The organism is Clostridium sp. UBA1652, assembly GCF_002320975.1.
Classification (GTDB): domain Bacteria; phylum Bacillota; class Clostridia; order Clostridiales; family Clostridiaceae; genus Clostridium_T; species Clostridium_T intestinale.
This window is the reverse complement of sequence record NZ_DCLI01000094.1, coordinates 16509-33974: the sequence shown is the minus strand read 5'-3', so window position 1 is coordinate 33974 and position 17466 is coordinate 16509. Positions and strand designations below refer to the sequence as shown.

Below are 17466 nucleotides of genomic sequence, written 5' to 3'. Positions count from 1 at the left end.
CTTTTGATAGTTGGTCTTTCTTTTAGTTTTTAAGTTATGCCTAAATGCAAAATCCTCCATTTGAGCTTTATATAAAGCCATATTAGCTTCTTGATTTTGTTCTTCAAATTCTTCCTTTGAGAAAAGTGTAGGAAACCACTCATGTATAGGTGTTACTGTTGCATCTTTATTAAACATACACGCTACATGTTCACCTATCTGTTTAGCCAATACAGAATTAAGTAATGCTCTACTTTTTAGTTCTGAAGTGTACTCTTCAGACTTTCGTTGTTGTTGTCTACCATAACTTTCTATAAAATCATAAATCTCTTGCAAAGAAGAATCCCAAAATAAAGAAGGACCATACCCCATATCTAAAAACTGCGGGTATAATCCTTCAATTAATTCTGTGAAACTTTCTATCCGTTTAGAAGCTCCTCCGCTTTCTCCAAGTTCTCTTCCATCATTTCCGTTTGAGCTTCCGTAAAAAAACCACTCACCTTGTATATATCCATTATAACTTTAGTAAAGAACTCTAATTGACTTCCACCATCATCTACATATCTATCAAACATTTCTTGTACATCTTTAAACTTAATGTTTGCATTGTAATCTTTCATAGCGTAATGAGTTATAGTAAGCATTATTTTTAATGCAGGCATATTGCCATTGCCTAATATATTCATTAAACTTGTTCCTAATTTTTCTTCTAAATCACAAAGAGAAGAAGTTTTAAGCTTTAACTTATATTCCTCCTCTCCTACTTTCCATATTGCAAATTGTTTTCTTGCCATTATATATTCCTCCTATTATGGTGTTGTAGTTGGATCTGCTACATCAATTTCACTTTGTAGTGCCATATTTAATGTGAATTCAATAGCAGCATTAACACCGCCACCACCTAATTTAACACTTGGTTGTGCATCCCATGTAAACACGGTTCCATCTGGGAATTTTTCCTCAAAACTTAACACCTTATTTTGTTCTTGTGCTAATCTCAAAATTCTGTACGAACTAGTAGCACTTTTATTTTCATATTTGAATTTGAAAGCTAAATCTCCAGCATCACCTATTCCGTTTTCATATTGCTTTACTGTGTCTGCCAGTGTTGTATTGTCTACTTTCTCAGGTTCTATACCCATTTCAGGAACTTCTTTTAGCCCCTTTAATTCAGTAAAATCACCTGTAGCTCCTTTTTCTTTATACGCTAATTTTATTCCATTTGCTAACATCTATTTTCCTCCTTCCTATGCTTGATATACAAACTCTGTTGTATTATCAATTACACCTTCATATCTCATTACTTTATGTTTTAATCCACTTGAATCTGCTACATCTTGACACAGTATTCTCGTTAACCCTAAAGATGATATTCTTTTATCAACTTCTAAAGCGTACTCTGACGTGCTTCTATTGTGCCAAATATCAATCTTATATCTTATATAAGACTTATCCTCTTGACCATCTGTGAATTCATAAACTCTGTTATCTTCTTCTACGTACTGTATAGCTGGTAACTTAGACCATTCAGAAGGATAACTGTCACTTACATTTTCACAGATACTTTTTAATGCATTGTATATTTGATCTTTAACATTAATCATCTCTTAGCCGCCTTTCTTATTGCTTCTTTAATATCCTGTCTTATATTTTTAATAATTCTATCTTCATTGTTTTTTAAAGCCGGATATAGATATGGTTGAGCCGGTTGTCCTTTAATCCATCTTGGTCCTACGTCTGGAATATTAACTAGCCATTTATCCTGTTTATAACTAACACTCACATTGGTATTTTGGTTAGTTTCTTCTCCAACCTTACCAGTACCAAACTCAACGTAAGCAGCATGATCTGAATTAGTATAAATTATTGAAACTATTTTCCCTTTAAGTTTTTTAGTTTCTCTATGGATACTTTTCTTTAAATCTCCCGTATCTACTGGAACTAAATCTTGAGCATCATCTTTTACTAATTGTCCCTGATTCTGTATGCTTTTATAAAGAGTTTCTTCAACATTACCGCCTAATGCATTAAGTTTTTTTAGCAGGCTTTCTAACCCTACAACACTACTCATAGTATCTTCTCCAACTCAATAACCAGGTGGGAATATCTTTTTATGCTAATTATTTTATAATCAGGTTTACTCTCTTTAGGTACATAAACACATATTCCATCACCTTCAGCCATAACTTCATTTTCATCATAAAGCATATTAAGCATATAACTTAATCTCTCACCATATATTTCAGCTTGCAGCTTGCCACTAGCAGGAGCTATATTGGCTTTAATTGTAACTGGATCATCTGAGTACCCCGGATACTTACCGCCTTCATTATCTTCAATAACTATCTTTCTTTTTAAGTAGTAAGGTTTCTTATTCTTTATTCGCATTAGCTACACCTGCTATCTTTAATCTTCTAAATGCATTTAAGCGTGATTTAATACTTTCTGGTATCTCTGTAATATAACTAACAGATACTCCATTTTCACTCCTAGAAGCTTCGCCTTCAGAACCTTGTTTATTATAATAAGTAATAGCTAATTCCCTTTGTAAGCCTTCCATTTTGCTTAATAGAATATCTCTATTGCAGTAGTCTAATATTTCAGCTTGTGCATCCTCTAGCAGCATATTTAGCAGATTATCTTTAGTTGTATCATCATTATCTATTCCAAGTCTTATTTTAAGCTTTTCTAGTTGTGTCATATAAACACCTCCAAGAATAAAAGGAAGGGATTACTCCGCTTCCTCAATCAATTTTATTAACTCTTCTTTTTTAATCTTAGAAGGAACTTCAATTCCCTTATTTGCTACTATTTCTTTTAACTTTTCCATTGTCAAATTATTTAGATCCTCATCTTCCTGAGTATATCCATCTTTTGATTCAGAATTTACTACTGTATCCTCAATCTTATTAACTATGAATCCATTTCCTTCAAACCATCCTGCTAACCATTCATTGTTGGTCTTAGTTAGCCCATCAATAAACATGACTGGCCCATATTCTCCAGTATATTTATTGTCATCCTTAAATTTTATTTCATACATTTAACTCCACCACCTTATTGTACTTTGATATTACGTAGAACACCTGCAGCTCTTGACTTCTTTAATACTGTTGCTGCAACCATTTCAACTTCACCCTTTTTAACAGCTCCTGCTGTCTTAAAATCAGGCAACCAAGTATTTATTAATTTCCCACCTGCAGGTGAAGCAGCATGAAGTCCATCTATTGCAAATCTTGCACCATAAAGATCTGTTAATCCTGTTGTACTAGTTCCAACAGTTCTTGTAACTATTGGTACTGTTGGCTTCGTTGTAGTTCCATCATAGTAGTATTGTAAATCAACTAATGGAATGCCGTTATATGATTCAACACTTCTTCCAAAAGCATCTTCACTATGAGTTAAGTAACCTGCTCTACGTGCTGCCTGCTTAATACGAGTTATAAGTTTTGAATTTCCCATTAATGCATCTGGAACTCCATCCATTTCCGCTAAAAACTCATCTAATAAATCTAATAGAGTTTTATAATTTGCATCTACTGCCGCTGAGTTTGATAGGTCTATTACAGAACCTGTATTAATTTCTGTAGATGAACCTACTAACATCTTATCTAAACCGTCAAATCCTTTTACTGATTTATCTCCATTGATTACAGCATTATGAAACAAGTTAATAGTTGCTTTAACCTTTTCTTTTAATTGGAAGTCCACTTCATTTATAGATCCAGATGTATTTGCTAAAACTCTATCTATATCAAATGTTCCACCGAATACTTTAAGCTCCACTGACTTTGTTTGTCTGTCTGCAACCTGTGGAGTATATTCTGTGTTTATATCCCTGAAACCCGCTGTTGCTGGTGTCTTTAATTGAGTATATCCATATACTAAAGTTGAACCTCCTGTTCCTGGAGAAACTGTATCATCAAATGTGATTTTATCCATTAGAATAGATCCTCTTCTAAACTCATCAACAACCATTTGATCTACTTTATTAGCCATTCCCACTTTTGCTTGTTGTAATGTTATTGCCATTTAATATCATCCTTTCTTTTATTAGTTTTTATAATATTCTTCAAGTGCTCCTGTCAATGTTGTTGCACCTGAACCTTTGCCGTTATCTTTAGGAGGTTTGCCCCCTCTTAACTTTTCATTTACAGCTTTCTCTACTGCTGATTGAAAAGCCTTTTCTACTGCTTCAATGCTTTTATTACAGCTTTCAGCATCTGAGTAATTAAGTATCTCAACTAGATCTTTAGGCAACCCTTTTTCAGCTAATGTTTCATAAGCCTGTGCTTTAAGTTCCCTTGTTGTTATTTCCTTTTCTCTTTTCTCTAGTTCTTTGATTCTCTTATCTTCTTCATATTTTGCTTTTTGCTCCGCATTCATCTTAGCAAGTTTTTCAGCTTCTGTTTTAGCATTTTCCAACTCAGTAGCTTTATCTGTATCCCATTTAGTTTTTGCAGTTTCTAAAGCCTTGGCTACTCTTTTGTCAAACTCACTTTGATATTTTTTATCTTTTAGTACATCATCAAAGGTTTGTTCACTACCTTCTTTTCCATCACCCTCGCCATCTGTACCAGTTTCCCCTGTTCCAGAAGTTCCAGTGGTTTCTCCTGTATCTGGAGCCATAAATCTCCTTGAATAAGGATTATTTAGAACTCCAAATAGTTGTAGATTCATGGTTAATTTTCTTTTTTGCATATTATCCTCCTTGCCCCTAATATTCAATGCCCATTAGGTTCAATTATTTTATCTGAACAGTTTAGAGCCGTATTCAGGGCATAAATAAAAGCTTATTGATAGTATCAGTAAGCTTTACTCATCTTCTTTACATTCGCTATTGCATCCCTGTGAAGGAATAAACCTTTCTTTTTTACCCTTAACCACATCTCCTATGGTGCTTATAGCAGAAGTAACAACTATAGTTCCGCAAATTATTAATGTTATTTGTACTGGTATTGGCATTTACTAATCACCCCTTTATACTGGTTCAATTCTTTTCTCCTGTTGTTTCTGGTTTTTATTGATTGAATCTACAACAACTCTTGCAACCTCTTTAGAATCAATAATTAGAACTATCTCTTCAGATTCAACAGATCCGTTCTTAATACAATGTAATTTTTCTTTTATTATCTCACCACTTGCATTTCTATTTGAACTTACAGTCTTTTTCATTCCATCTAGTTCTCTTTTCATGCCTTCAGTAACTTCTTTTAAACTGTCATTTTGCTTTTTGACATTATAATTTACATAGATATCATATACCCTTGAAGCAATAACTATTAAAGCAGCAATGTTAATTAAAATCACTTATTTCTCACCTCCTTGGAATACCATTTTCAATGTATATTGACATGAGAATTTAAAAGCTTGTTCATCTGTAAATCCTTGCTTTTTCATCTCTTCATACATATCTTTATTCATACTTACTATTGAGGGTACATATTCTTTTAGCATTTCGGCTCCCTGTTTTACCTCTGTAACATTTAAATGATTTTCAACTTTTCTTAAAATATCATCATTCATAATGAATTCCTCCTTATTTTTATGACTTATGCTTTTACACGCTTCATCAACTTCTTCTGTATTTTAATTTTATGTTCTTTATATGTTTTATTTTCCAAAATAGAGAAAACATAACCTCTATCCCTAAACTGTTTGATGTATTCTATCGCTTCTTCCATTGATTGTTCTAAAGTATCCCCTAAGCCCAATAGTGTCCCTTCAAAAACTGGAGATATTTTTTCTTTGCCTATAAATACAGCAAATCTATAAGGACATATTATTGGCTTGTAATCTTTAGTTGCTAGTTGCTGTTTATCTATCGTGAAATCTATGACTTTAATAATTAGAGCCATATCCTAATCCTCCTTTTTTTGAGTATAATAAAAGCACCTACATAAGTAAGTGCTTAATATTTACTATATTATTTTTTCCCAGGTTTCCATTGATGTCCGCAATTTAAACAAGTTATTAATATTTTATTTTTACCCACATCTCCTAATAAGATTCCTCCTACAAAAGCTTTTCCCATGCTAAAACCCTTCTTGTGAGCAGTAATCTGTGTACTATTACACTTAGGGCAATGGATTTTATCATCTTTCACTGTATTACTATTAGTTGAAGATTTTTTTGTTACTTCTGGATTGGAAGCCATTATTCTTTCAAACTCTTTTCTTTTTAGTTCCTTTTCTTCCTCTTTAAGCTTTTTCTTTCTTGCTTTTTCTTCTGCTGAATCAAATAATCCCATGTGCATCCCTCCATATATAACCATTACTATAATGATATAACAAAATGGGAAATAATAAAAGCACCTACTTATTTTTCTAAGTAAGTACTATTTCTTTTTAAAATATTTATCTATTACCCCTAAGACCTTCATAGAGTATTTTGAAGGGTTAGAAGATAGTTTAGCTTCTGTAAATGCTTCTGCCATAAATTCATCAATGCTTTTATTTGCATATTCTGAAATGAAAATTTGATTCTTTAATAACTTAGCTTCGTCATATGATATTGATTTATCTACAATTGACTTTTTGTCTATAGCCTTCATTTCTCTTGCGTAAAGGTTTCTAACGCCTTTAATTTCTTTCCAAAACTCTTTATTATTACCTTGTGTTGAATCTCCAAATGCATGCGCAAACTCATGTGTTATTGTGCTTATATTTGCCTTATCTTCATCAACTACAACATCAAAGTTAAGAATGCCATCTCCGCTTTTGATATTTTTGTATTTTTCCTTTGTTATGTATTTTACGTTATCACTTTCCTTTAGTCTAATAATGCACTCTTTCCCTTTACTTCCTCTAATAGTTTCTCCCACCGAATGTTTTCCAAGAAGTCTATCGCTTATGCTTAACTCCACTATAGGTTCTGTATTATATTCAGTAGATAGATTATTAAACTGTATAGATATTTCCTTAGCTCTGTTTATATTTGCTCCGGATAAATCTACTTTAGCAATCCCAAGAGATTTTTGCTTGTCTAATGTTACATTGTTTAATTCTTCAATAGTCTTAGCTCCATTAACTTTATCTTCAAACGAATTACTTCTATTACTCTGAGTTACATATTTATCATGCCATTGCTGATAAGTCATATCCCCTGGTATAATTTGTGTCTTGCCAGTCTTAGGATCTCTAGCTCTTCTTTGAAGTCTTTCCATATTCTCAAAATAAGCTCTAGTTGTTGACCTACAATACGGATGAAGTGGAGGAAGATTTTCGCCTGCTATAACCTTATCAACTTCAATTATTTTACCATCCATTTCTCTGCATATCTCAGAAGTTCTCATGTCTAACGTAGCCACGAATATATACTTATCTATATCAGCTTCTTTATAACTTTCCATTTCAGCAGCATTTACAACATAAGTAGTTTCTGTTCTTATTAATCTCTCTGCTGCAAACTTGCCATAATCAGTTTGATCTCTTAGCTCTTTTGCCATTTTTCTAGAGCTTTTACCACTCATTAACCCACTAGTTATTATTTCCTCAAGCTTTTCTGCCAAAACATCTGTATTACGCCATATACGCTTTGAATAGTGTTTACCACTCCATTTATTCCTTAGTATCTCTTGAACTGTTTGTACAGGCATTTGAGCCACACTAAAACCTAATCCAGTACCTTTTTGTATGTCATAAAGATTAGCATAATATGCTTTTCTTATATTATCAGTATATAGCCTTGTACTTTGTGATATCTCTACATCAGCTGCTATTTTAGTATTAATATATACACTTTGTTTGAGAGCTTCAAGTCTTGATATTCTAGCCTTATAAGCTTCTGAATTAAGTTGTGCCATTAAATACTTTTTTAAATCTTCATCCTGGATACCATTTATTTTTAATTTTATTGAATCCAGTTCTTTCTTAGGTATTTTACTATTTAATAAATCTCTTGTTTCAGATAAAGTTAATCCACTATCTGTTTGAAACTTAAAAAATATCTTATTGATATCATCATTTATATCTTTAATAACCTTATCATATGCTTTATTTATTTTAATGATAGTTTCATCAGAAGATTTATGATACTCTGCCATTCTGGCATTAGCTCTTCGCTCCCAGTAAGCATTACTCTTCTTCATCTACTCCACCACCAGTAGTTTTAAAGTCATATGCTCCAAATGTTTTTTGTTGCTCTTCTATTTTCTTTTTATTCTCATCATCAAGTTTTTTTCTTTCTTCTTCTACATCTAGTTCTTCATCAAATCTCTTTACTCTAGTTTCCCAACTTATAAACCCATCTGTTTCTTGAGCTATCTTTGCCATGAGTTCATTATCTACTGGAAGGGAACGTTTCATAGTAATGTTTATCTTGCTTGAATCTATATTCTTGGCTCTAATGTTCTCTATATTACTCATTAGTTTTAATCTTTGTCTTAAGCCTTTTTTAAAGTATCTTTCTTTGGTTTTACCTAATTGCTCAAACCCCAAAAGCTTGTACTTCATAGCCACACCTGAAGCATTTCCTACAAAGTTTTCATCAGTTAGACAAGGGACTTTACTGAATTCATGTATATCATCTTTCAGTGACTTCTTAAGTACTTCTATTTCTGTTTCATTAAGATTCTTGACTAGCCATTTTGCATCTCCACCTTCATCAAGCTCTATAATCTTTAGCTCTTTTAAGAGTTTGCCTGTCTTAATCTTTTCTTCTTCATCATCACCTAAAGAAGCCCCTATAACTGCTAAAAGAGCATCAACTACCTGCTCTTTATCATTAACTCTATCACTCTGTAAAAGGTTATATGCATCTATGAGAGTTAATACACCCTCAAAGTCTCCTTTGTATTTCTTATTATTCTGATATTCAATCAAAGGTATTCCATCAAAATAATGTTCTTCTTCACTTATCAAAGTTGGTGTTCTGCTTGATAAATCTTGAAAGAAATAATGTATTATCTTATCTTCTGTATAAACATTAACATCATAACCTTTTATGTTATCATCAATATCTCTCTTTTCATAATAAGTTACTCCAAACATACCTTTATGTTTTACTGTGCTATCTACAACTAAGAAAGAATTTAATGGACTTGATGTCGCTAGTTCTGGATATGGTATTTCATCATCATTCATATATAAAAGTTCATGTCCTAACCCAAATATAGAAATATCTAAAGCTAACTCATTGTTATGGCTATCCTCGTCAATATCTGTAAATATCTCGTTTAGCTCTTCCACTCCATCTCCACTATAGCTTATAGGAGTTCCAAATACATACCCTGTAGCCATATCTGTAATATACTCTGCATGGTTTGCTACAAGTCTGTTGTTAGGCAATGAATCACTTGATAATGTTCTATTTAATATTCTATGTTCTCCATCATAATAGCTATCTAATAGCTTATATCTGTCTAGCATATTTTTATGATTACTTAAACACTTAACTAATAGCTCTACTGGTATAGAGCCATCTTTATTTAATAAGTCTCTATCTTTTATAATTGCCATTTTTATCACCTCAATCCTAATTTAGCTTTGTTACCTATCTTAACTTTATTTTGAACCATATCATCTTCTAAGGAATATCTAAGAGCATCAATTAAATGGTTATCTTTATCTACTGGTATTGGAAGTACATTGCCATTCTTATCTTCCTTGTATTTATATTTACTTACTTCATTTTTAAAGTTCTGACATCTAGGGTGTATTATTATCTCTAACCCCTGTAAGAACTTAATTCCAAACTCAATACTTCCTGGTCCTTTTTTAGCAGCTTTAGCATTAACTCTAAGTCTTTTATAATCACTTACTGATTTAGGTTCTGCATTATCACAAGTAACTTTGCTACTTCCAGCTTTATCTTTAACCATTGGAGCAGATTCTTCATTCAATAATCCTACAGCTTCTATTTCATCACATATATAAATTTTCTTTCTTGTCTTATCATAATGGGACTTGATATATGCAAAAGGATCATCAGCAAACCCCCAGTCTATTCCATGTCTATGATTGTCAAACGTCTTTTCTATATCACTGAAATCAAGCACCTTCCAATTTTTAAATATAACAGCTCCAAGAACTCCCCAATTACCTAATGTATAAACTTCATAGTAGTATTTATCAGTTTCATTTTCTAAAGCTTCTATATCATCCTTAGTTAAGAATTTATTATCTTTGTATGTAGTCTTTAATATACTTACGTTATTCTTCTCTACATATTGTTTATTATCTTCCCATATATCAAAGTATTCAGTATATAGCCAGTGATCTTTCAATATAGGATTAAAGCTTAGAGTTAATCTCTTAGTTACTTCACTTCTTCCTCTAAGTCTTTTATCAAGTTGTTTTACAGCTTTATATTCTGTCTCGGTTGCTTCTTCAACCCATATATCAGTTATTACTCCATCTATAGGTGTTATTGATTTAATCTTTTCAACATCATCTAAACCACAAAATAAAATTTGCTTTTTGTTAAGTTTACATGTAATTATCATATCTGTTTTATTTACTTCAAAGTACTCATTTACTTTAAATGCGCTTATTGCCTTAGTTATTTCATTTAGACACGATCTTTTGATTGTACTTTGTACATTTCTTACTATTAAGTAATTTCTCTTTCCGTTAAGTACATCTAAAACAGTTCTTTGAGCTAAAGAAAAAGATTTACCTGAGGATGAACCACCAAAGTAAATCTGATATCTATTATTATTCTTAAACTGGCGTTTATAATATATGGGATTAAATACTTTTGAATCAATTTCTATATTAATCGCCATAGTCCTCACCATCTATTTTTATATTAATTTCACTTGCAATACCACCACTATGTTGAACTTCCTGTTTATCTCTCCATTTGTCAGGTCTTCTATTCTTAAGCCAGAATATTTGTGCTGTGGTATCTGGTACAACTTCTTTCTTAACTGTTTTAGTAACTACCATTTCATAACAAGGAAATCCGTGTATATCAGTAACCGGTTGTCCTTTTTCATCTTTCTTCATGATCCTCTCTTTAGTTACTTCTGTATATTCATATCCTAGAGCTCTTTTAAGAAGTGAATTCTCAACCTCAAAATCAATAACTTCTTTTCCCTTTTTTAAGGCGTTCGCAAAGTTCGTATGTTCTTTTTTATATTTATAAAAAGCTGTCTTCCCTATCCCTAAATTAGCAGCTATTTGTTCATCAGTGAGCCCATCACGTGCCCAACCTTCAATAAGTATTAGTTTATCTTTAATATCTTCCCATTTAGATTTTGCCACTAGGCTCACCTCCTTAATTATTTATTCTTAAAACAACTTAAAAAAGGACAAAATAACTTGTCCTCATTTATTTTAGTGCAATATTCACATTTAATACATTTCTCATATTGTTTCCTTTTAATATTACATTTCATTTTAATCACCTTATTTTTATATAATAAAAAGACACCCTTTCGAGTGTCTTGATGCAGTAACCACGTTTGTAAGTTCCTGCTACTGCTAATCAATATTTATATAATAAAAGACACCTAAACTTAATTAGATGCCTTATATTTAAGTAGGAGGTCATGCCACAAAATTCCATGATACAATCATAGCATGTTTGATGTGCTAATAGGTGCTAATCTTTTCATAAACGCATCATGTTTTAATCTTACAGTACTAGTTGCGTAATTCATTTTATCCCCTATATCCTTCCATGTTAGTCCTTCTATATATTTATATATTAATATCTGTCTTAAGCTGCTATCCTCTAAGGTATAAATATATTCTGTAAGCTTATCCTTCTCTTCAATCAATTCATTAAGTTTCTTGCTTAACCTTTTCTTTATTCCAGAAACTCTTTTTCTATAAGAATCTGTATCAACACCTGATATTTTAATATTGCATTGTATAAAAGGGAATTCTGTATATGATCCTGTGACTGAATCTGTAGTAAACTCAGGTTCTACTTTTTCTAATTGCCTTTTAAGTAAATCTATTTCACAAGATATTTTTCTATACTTAGATAACTCTTCTTTATTCAAGACTATCCCTCCCTTATTAAATCCTCATAATCTATAGGTCCTACATTTACGTCAATATGTCCGCACTCTTTGCAAATATAAAACTTACTTTCCGTTTCATCAGCTTCATAGACTATAATATCCTGGTCATGAGTAGTTTCTTTTCTGCAATCTTCACAAAATCTTTGCACTTCAATCCCTCCTATCCTTTCCTGCTGCTTTGCATAACCCTAATGTAAGTAAAATACATATAACTACAATAACAGCTAGTACTATTTTCATTTAACTCACCTCTAATTTATCTATTAGATCTTCTACAAAGAAACATTCTTTATATCTAACCTTATTGTTATTACCTAGCACATTACAAAGAAACTGCCTATCGTTAATAACTTCTACCACCTGTACTCTAGTTTTAATTTTCTTCTCACCTTTTAGAGTTACTACTGTTGCCTTTTTACCTATATATTTTTCTAAATCATCTAGATTCAAACCTATTTTCATATTTTCACATCCTTATAAAAAATCCCACAGAGCTATTTAATTACTTGATTTTTTGAGTTTTAATTATCATGTTGCACTTTGTAACACTTCTAGCAATCCTTCTTCTAGTCCTTCTAAATCTCCCTGTGCATATATCACATTTCTTTTGCAACTTGCACAAGTTTTTATTAATTCTTCTGTGCCATAATCTATATATCCATAACAGTAATATACAGGCTTTCCGTTATCATCATGATATTCGATACTTGGTTTTCCTTTTCTCTTAACCTCACCGTTTTTAACTGCTTGACAACTCATTTCTTAATTTCCTTCCCTTCACAATATTATGGTTAATTCTTTTATAAAAAAAATCCCACAGAGCTACAAGATTAAGTGTAACAAAGGTTTTCTACACCTTCCTTTTATTTAATATTTTTTATTTGCCCTGTGGGTAAGAGGCTTATTTAACTTTACTTCTTCTATTTTTACTCCTAATCTTCTTTAGTTCATAAAAATCTATAAATCCATATTCATCACCATATTTTAGATTTCTAGCAACTATGCTCAACTTTAAATCTATATAAAAGTAATTGAATAATTTTATTCGTAATTCTCCTTGTTGTGTAGTCATTCCTTTAACATCTACATATTCCACGCTATCGTCATTATGATATATAGTAAAATCAGGAGTATATGTTATCGCTCTATTTGTTTTGCCATCCTTTTTAAAACTTGGTACTAATGTAAATTTAGGTTGTAATTCAAAGTTTAATATTTCTCCTCTATACTTTCTTATCTTTAGTGCTTCATAATACTTTGCTTCATCTTTAGAATCAAATGTAATCCCATCTACTACAGTTTTATGACTTAAATACTTATTCATGGATCCACCTTCTTTTTTTTACATGGAGGGTTTTACCCCTCCACTTTCTTATGCAATTATTTCAATGTTCTCATTTTCTTTTAAAGCTTCTTTCAAGTACTCTTTAATACCTAATATTGCTTTATTTCTCCACGCTCCACCATCAGCTTCAAAAAGCGCAGCACTTGGACCTTCTTTCATTCTAAAAATGAATTTACTTTCAGGTTGCTCTATCTCAGGGAATGTTCTGAATGGTGCCAATGTTACAGGGTTTGGCACTTCTGCTTGTCCTAAACTTGCAACACCAGTTTTAATTGTTACAGCTTGGCTTACACCATTGTCTCCTATGCTCTTAACTGCATCATCTTGAACTAATCCAGTGTATTTAAGTAACACTTTCTTATCATGTGCATCTACAAAGGAACTCTGCAGCATAATATTAAATCTTTCTGTATCTAAGAATCTCTCATATACAACATTGTTAGGAAGTATAGCTTCTGCTGATACATACTTTTCTCTATCTTTATCCACATTTAGAGGACTATATAAAGCAACTTCACTTGGCGACTTAACTTGAATTAATAGCTTTCCTTCTAACTCGTCTACATTTGTTTTAATATAATCTACTAAACCTGTAAGAGTAGATACTGTTAATTTTGATGCTGTAGGTTCTGTAATTCTTGTTAAACTAACCTTTGAAAATGTCCCTTGATCCAATTCAATTATTGGTTCCTTCTTTTCTCCTAATCCTACTAAATACTCTAAAGCTTCTCTGTTTTCCATTTTAAATTCCACCTTTTAATTAATGTGCAAGGTTTAAGCCCCTTGCCATGGCTATATTAATTTTTTTAATTATTTAACTAACTTAATACCCTCCAAGTTTATTGGCTCTCTTTCTTCTGCTGTGGTTAAAACTTCTCCTGTTTCTTCATCAACCCTCATAACAGATTGTCCAGGTATTTGCTTTTTAAATTCACTTGCCATAATTCCTCCCTTACCATCTGTACCCATAACTATTGTTGTACTTAATGGTTTTGCAGGCTCTAACTTAGGTTTTGCAATAATGTCTACTGCTGTTAGCTCTCTATCTTCTCTAGCTGAAAATGTAAGTTCAATAGTTAGCTTTCTTTTCTTCTTCCAGTCTGTATTAGGATCTGTTATGTTTGCTAAAACCTCCTTTAATCCTATATTTACTTTTTCCGCAAATGCTCCATCTGCAAATTGTTCTAGGTTTATCATGTTTTCCATTTTCATCCTTCCTTTCTTTTTAATTTATTATTAATTGATTATCAAATGATAATGCAATGGTATGAATATACTTAAAATTTAGGTTATTCCCTAGTTTCTCATTAGTTTTCCTTGCTGTTCTTATTAACATAATTTAATAATTGTAAATTTCAATGTACGTAAAAGTTACTTTTATGTTCTAATTATTGCTTTTACTGTAATTATTTTGTATATTTGAGATGATATATTTCATACGAGAACCAAAATTCCTCTTTAAAGACAGAATATATATTTCTGTCTTTATTTTTTTGTATTGCGAACTAACTTAACTCTTTATTTTCTTCATAAACAGATTCTATTTCAGTTTTAAGTAAATTTTTGAATACATAAAACAGTACATCTGTTACAATGCTATTCCCAGCTTGTTTATATAATTGCGAGTTTGAAACTCCTGCATCAACTGCCTTTTGAAAGTCCTCATCTCCAAAACCCATTAGTCGCCAGCATTCTTTTGGTGTCAACTTTCGAATTCTATATTGTGAACCATCTGTCATAACCATAGGCTGTCTTCCTCCGCCTTGCATAGTCATTAGTGTGGGGCATATAGCTTCTTTATCCCATACATTCCCTGCATATCCCGTTCCGAACTGCTCCCCATAAATATTCCCTATTCTTGTTGGTGAATTTTTTTTAACTTGCAGTATTCCATGTTTATCTTGACTAGTTATTGTAAACATAGGATCTCCATCCTCTTTAAACCTTCTACCATTTTGTCTTTTTTCTACTCTATCTGGTGTTATGCAAGGTATTACCATCTTTATACCTTCCCCTTTATTGGTTGTTAATGTAGGAGACATATTTCCAGCATAAACATTTCCATTCATTCCTTTCCCAGACGGATGCGTATTACCTATACGAACCATATCCCATTGATGCTTGTCTAAACTTCCTCTCCCACCAGTTCTAATGGTATTGCTAACGTCTTTATCTTTTAGTTGCATTATTAAATTCTCTGTTTTTTCTTGAGATATATAATATTTTTCGTCAACTTCATCTTCCAAGTAATCATTAAGCCTTAATCCATTATCAAAACCTATTGGAAAATTAAAAGTTCCAGAATCTATATCTTTTCTTATGCTTATAATAAAAACTCTTTCTCTGTTTTGAGGTATTCCATAATCTTTAGCGTTTAATACCTTCCAATAGCTGTTATAACCTGCTTCATCTAAATCTTTTAATATCTGTTCAAACTCAGCCTTAAACTTCTTCCCTGTAAGATTTTTAACATTCTCTATAACTGAGTATTTAGGCTTTGTTTCTTTTAGTATTCTTAAACCTTCATGGTAAAGGCCGCTTCTAGTCTCGCCCTCTATAATACCTTTTTGCTTTCCTGCTACGCTTATATCTGTACAAGGGAATCCCCAAACAAGCAAATCCGCATATGGTAAATTTCTGCCCCATACCTTTGTGATATCTCCTAAGTTCTTTTCTTCTGATAATCCATGAACTGCACAGTAGCTTTTCACTGCATATTTATCTATTTCACAAAAATCTACTAACTCGTATGCTATTTTCAAATTTCTTAGCGCTATCTCAGGCGCTCCTATTCCACTAAACAACGTTCTAACCTTTAACATTTATACATTCCCTCCACGTCTGGAGGTACCGCGGTACATTTTATCTAGAATTACTCCGATTTAATATACTTATCTACGCATTCCTGAATCTAATCTATTACTAGCCAGTTTAAATATCCCTTTATCTTTCCCACCTACACTCTCTTAAACTTACTACTATCACTATTAGCAGCTGTAAAAATAACTCTGCTTGATACATGAATATAATCCATAACCTTCATCTTTGCTCTTAAAAACTCTTTCTTCTCAGTTTTATTTAATCCTTGAAGTTCTATCTTATCTGCATATAACCTTAACTCGCTTAATCTGTCATACATTATCAAAGCTATCTTGCTTAGTCTAAAGGCTCCTGCACAATCCTCTGAGGTTAAGTTGTTATATTGTTCCACTATCTCCTTGCATAGCTTTATATCCTGTGTTATGTCCATCTATGCACTTCCCTTAATAATCTAAGTCTTGAGCTATTACTAATGTTGGCGTTCCATTTTCATATACCTTATAGTCAAGTTCATATCCAAAACAGTTATAAACTTCTTCATCTATCTCTATAGCAACTTCATCTTCATCATTAAATTTCTCAATTAGTTTTTTCAAATCTTTTATCTTCATTTCTTTATGCACTTCCCTTTATTTCAATTTTCTTCTTACATAAAAGTTCCATACCATCTTTGTATCTGCTCTCTAATATAGATTTAGTAAAATCACTTGGAGCTACTATAAGAACTTCTTTAACTGTATCTTTAACCTCACATGGTTCTAACCAAGTTCGATATGATGTTTCTCCATACTGTTTTAAAAACGCTTCTTCAAATTGAGTTAGATTAGATAGAGGTTCAAGAATTGGAGGTTCTTCTTCTATCTTTTTATCATTATTATCATTGTTATTATTATTATCATTTTTGTTAGGTGTTAGGTCTTTGTTAGGTCTTTGTTGGTCGTTTGTTAGGTCTTTGTTAGGTCTTTGTTGGCTCTTTGTTAGGTCTTTGTTAGTATCTTTGTTAGTTTGCTTTTGTTCAACTTGGTAAACCTCCCAATTCACAACACTTAAAAGCCTTCCTGTCTTTGTTGATTCATTTGTTAAAAATCCGAGTTTTTCAAAACGCTTTAAAGCAGTTCTAACATTCTGTGTGGTTACACCTTTACCACAATTCAAAACTATATTTTCTAAACTTGTTACTGTTTGACCAGGTTTTACACTGAATTTTTGACCTTGCCACTCCCATTCTGCTTCTTTATGGTTAACCATTAATAGAATTGTAATTAAGATTGTTTTTTGTTCGGGAGTGGATTGTTTCCATATTGGTTTATCTAATAAAGATCTATACAATCCTATAAAGCCTTCCATT

The 17466-nt window shown here is 31.9% G+C and carries 30 protein-coding genes; all 30 read right to left on the bottom strand.

Going from position 1 to position 17466, the window contains the following annotated elements; translation table 11 throughout:
* Positions 1-315: hypothetical protein (locus B3N22_RS22485; RefSeq protein ID WP_286910764.1), on the bottom strand; the 315-nt coding region annotated here is incomplete at its 3' end.
* 83 nt (positions 316-398) lie between these two features.
* Positions 399-773, bottom strand: a complete 375-nt coding sequence (locus tag B3N22_RS22480) for a DUF6096 family protein (RefSeq protein WP_286910762.1) — start codon at positions 771-773, stop codon at positions 399-401.
* A gap of 15 nt (positions 774-788) precedes the next feature.
* Positions 789-1211 (bottom strand): phage tail tube protein, encoded by a 423-nt coding sequence (locus B3N22_RS22475; protein ID WP_286910760.1) that lies wholly within the window; start codon positions 1209-1211, stop codon positions 789-791.
* Positions 1212-1226: 15 nt separating this feature from the next.
* Positions 1227-1583: a hypothetical protein gene (locus B3N22_RS22470; RefSeq protein ID WP_286910758.1), complete on the bottom strand. Its 357-nt coding sequence runs from the start codon at positions 1581-1583 to the stop codon at positions 1227-1229.
* Complete coding sequence (locus B3N22_RS22465; RefSeq protein WP_286910756.1) at positions 1580-2050, bottom strand: HK97-gp10 family putative phage morphogenesis protein; 471 nt, start codon at positions 2048-2050, stop codon at positions 1580-1582. The genes B3N22_RS22470 and B3N22_RS22465 overlap by 4 nt, the downstream gene beginning before the upstream one ends.
* Entirely contained in the window at positions 2047-2367 is a 321-nt protein-coding gene (locus B3N22_RS22460) for a hypothetical protein (protein WP_286910754.1), read from the bottom strand. The genes B3N22_RS22465 and B3N22_RS22460 overlap by 4 nt, the downstream gene beginning before the upstream one ends.
* Positions 2351-2680, bottom strand: a complete 330-nt coding sequence (locus tag B3N22_RS22455; RefSeq protein ID WP_286910752.1) for a phage head-tail connector protein — start codon at positions 2678-2680, stop codon at positions 2351-2353. Before B3N22_RS22455 ends, B3N22_RS22460 begins: the two co-directional genes overlap by 17 nt.
* A gap of 30 nt (positions 2681-2710) precedes the next feature.
* Positions 2711-3022, bottom strand: coding sequence for a HeH/LEM domain-containing protein (locus B3N22_RS22450; RefSeq protein WP_286910750.1), 312 nt, complete (start codon positions 3020-3022; stop codon positions 2711-2713).
* 14 nt (positions 3023-3036) lie between these two features.
* Positions 3037-4011 carry a major capsid protein gene (locus tag B3N22_RS22445; protein ID WP_286910747.1) on the bottom strand — a complete coding sequence of 325 codons (975 nt, stop codon included), beginning with the start codon at positions 4009-4011 and terminating at the stop codon, positions 3037-3039.
* A gap of 21 nt (positions 4012-4032) precedes the next feature.
* On the bottom strand, positions 4033-4680 hold the full coding sequence (locus tag B3N22_RS22440) for a DUF4355 domain-containing protein (protein WP_286910745.1): 648 nt from the start codon (positions 4678-4680) through the stop codon (positions 4033-4035).
* 114 nt (positions 4681-4794) lie between these two features.
* Entirely contained in the window at positions 4795-4944 is a 150-nt protein-coding gene (locus tag B3N22_RS22435) for a hypothetical protein (RefSeq protein ID WP_286910744.1), read from the bottom strand.
* A 15-nt stretch (positions 4945-4959) separates the two neighbouring features.
* On the bottom strand, positions 4960-5289 hold the full coding sequence (locus B3N22_RS22430) for a hypothetical protein (RefSeq protein WP_286910743.1): 330 nt from the start codon (positions 5287-5289) through the stop codon (positions 4960-4962).
* Complete coding sequence (locus B3N22_RS22425; protein ID WP_286910741.1) at positions 5290-5505, bottom strand: hypothetical protein; 216 nt, start codon at positions 5503-5505, stop codon at positions 5290-5292.
* A gap of 26 nt (positions 5506-5531) precedes the next feature.
* On the bottom strand, positions 5532-5837 hold the full coding sequence (locus B3N22_RS22420; RefSeq protein ID WP_286910739.1) for a hypothetical protein: 306 nt from the start codon (positions 5835-5837) through the stop codon (positions 5532-5534).
* A gap of 68 nt (positions 5838-5905) precedes the next feature.
* Positions 5906-6229 (bottom strand): hypothetical protein, encoded by a 324-nt coding sequence (locus B3N22_RS22415; RefSeq protein ID WP_286910737.1) that lies wholly within the window; start codon positions 6227-6229, stop codon positions 5906-5908.
* Positions 6230-6316: 87 nt separating this feature from the next.
* Positions 6317-8068, bottom strand: a complete 1752-nt coding sequence (locus B3N22_RS22410) for a minor capsid protein (RefSeq protein WP_286910736.1) — start codon at positions 8066-8068, stop codon at positions 6317-6319.
* Positions 8055-9437: a phage portal protein gene (locus tag B3N22_RS22405; RefSeq protein ID WP_286910734.1), complete on the bottom strand. Its 1383-nt coding sequence runs from the start codon at positions 9435-9437 to the stop codon at positions 8055-8057. The genes B3N22_RS22410 and B3N22_RS22405 overlap by 14 nt, the downstream gene beginning before the upstream one ends.
* A 5-nt stretch (positions 9438-9442) precedes the next feature.
* Positions 9443-10705 (bottom strand): PBSX family phage terminase large subunit, encoded by a 1263-nt coding sequence (locus B3N22_RS22400; protein WP_286910731.1) that lies wholly within the window; start codon positions 10703-10705, stop codon positions 9443-9445.
* Complete coding sequence (locus B3N22_RS22395) at positions 10695-11186, bottom strand: transposase (protein WP_286910729.1); 492 nt, start codon at positions 11184-11186, stop codon at positions 10695-10697. Before B3N22_RS22395 ends, B3N22_RS22400 begins: the two co-directional genes overlap by 11 nt.
* A 311-nt stretch (positions 11187-11497) precedes the next feature.
* A complete protein-coding gene (locus tag B3N22_RS22390; RefSeq protein ID WP_286910727.1) occupies positions 11498-11932 on the bottom strand; it encodes a DUF1492 domain-containing protein in 435 nt (144 codons plus the stop codon).
* Positions 11933-11934: 2 nt separating this feature from the next.
* Positions 11935-12102 (bottom strand): zinc ribbon domain-containing protein, encoded by a 168-nt coding sequence (locus tag B3N22_RS22385; protein ID WP_286910725.1) that lies wholly within the window; start codon positions 12100-12102, stop codon positions 11935-11937.
* Between the two features lie 91 nt (positions 12103-12193).
* Positions 12194-12415, bottom strand: a complete 222-nt coding sequence (locus B3N22_RS22380) for a hypothetical protein (RefSeq protein WP_021801052.1) — start codon at positions 12413-12415, stop codon at positions 12194-12196.
* 66 nt (positions 12416-12481) lie between these two features.
* On the bottom strand, positions 12482-12712 hold the full coding sequence (locus B3N22_RS22375; RefSeq protein ID WP_286910722.1) for a hypothetical protein: 231 nt from the start codon (positions 12710-12712) through the stop codon (positions 12482-12484).
* Between the two features lie 142 nt (positions 12713-12854).
* Positions 12855-13277 carry a DUF1064 domain-containing protein gene (locus tag B3N22_RS22370; protein ID WP_286910720.1) on the bottom strand — a complete coding sequence of 141 codons (423 nt, stop codon included), beginning with the start codon at positions 13275-13277 and terminating at the stop codon, positions 12855-12857.
* Positions 13278-13325: 48 nt separating this feature from the next.
* Positions 13326-14039 (bottom strand): hypothetical protein, encoded by a 714-nt coding sequence (locus B3N22_RS22365; RefSeq protein WP_286910718.1) that lies wholly within the window; start codon positions 14037-14039, stop codon positions 13326-13328.
* A 69-nt stretch (positions 14040-14108) separates the two neighbouring features.
* The gene (locus B3N22_RS22360; protein ID WP_238906653.1) at positions 14109-14504 is read right to left on the bottom strand and encodes a replication terminator protein; all 396 of its coding nucleotides are present in this window, start codon (positions 14502-14504) and stop codon (positions 14109-14111) included.
* A 299-nt stretch (positions 14505-14803) separates the two neighbouring features.
* Positions 14804-16120, bottom strand: coding sequence for a DNA cytosine methyltransferase (locus B3N22_RS22355; protein ID WP_286910716.1), 1317 nt, complete (start codon positions 16118-16120; stop codon positions 14804-14806).
* Positions 16121-16254: 134 nt separating this feature from the next.
* On the bottom strand, positions 16255-16548 hold the full coding sequence (locus tag B3N22_RS22350; protein WP_286910714.1) for a hypothetical protein: 294 nt from the start codon (positions 16546-16548) through the stop codon (positions 16255-16257).
* 13 nt (positions 16549-16561) lie between these two features.
* Positions 16562-16729 (bottom strand): hypothetical protein, encoded by a 168-nt coding sequence (locus B3N22_RS22345; RefSeq protein ID WP_286910712.1) that lies wholly within the window; start codon positions 16727-16729, stop codon positions 16562-16564.
* A 4-nt stretch (positions 16730-16733) separates the two neighbouring features.
* Positions 16734-17465, bottom strand: a complete 732-nt coding sequence (locus B3N22_RS22340; RefSeq protein WP_286910710.1) for a DnaA N-terminal domain-containing protein — start codon at positions 17463-17465, stop codon at positions 16734-16736.
* Position 17466 lies beyond the last annotated feature (1 nt).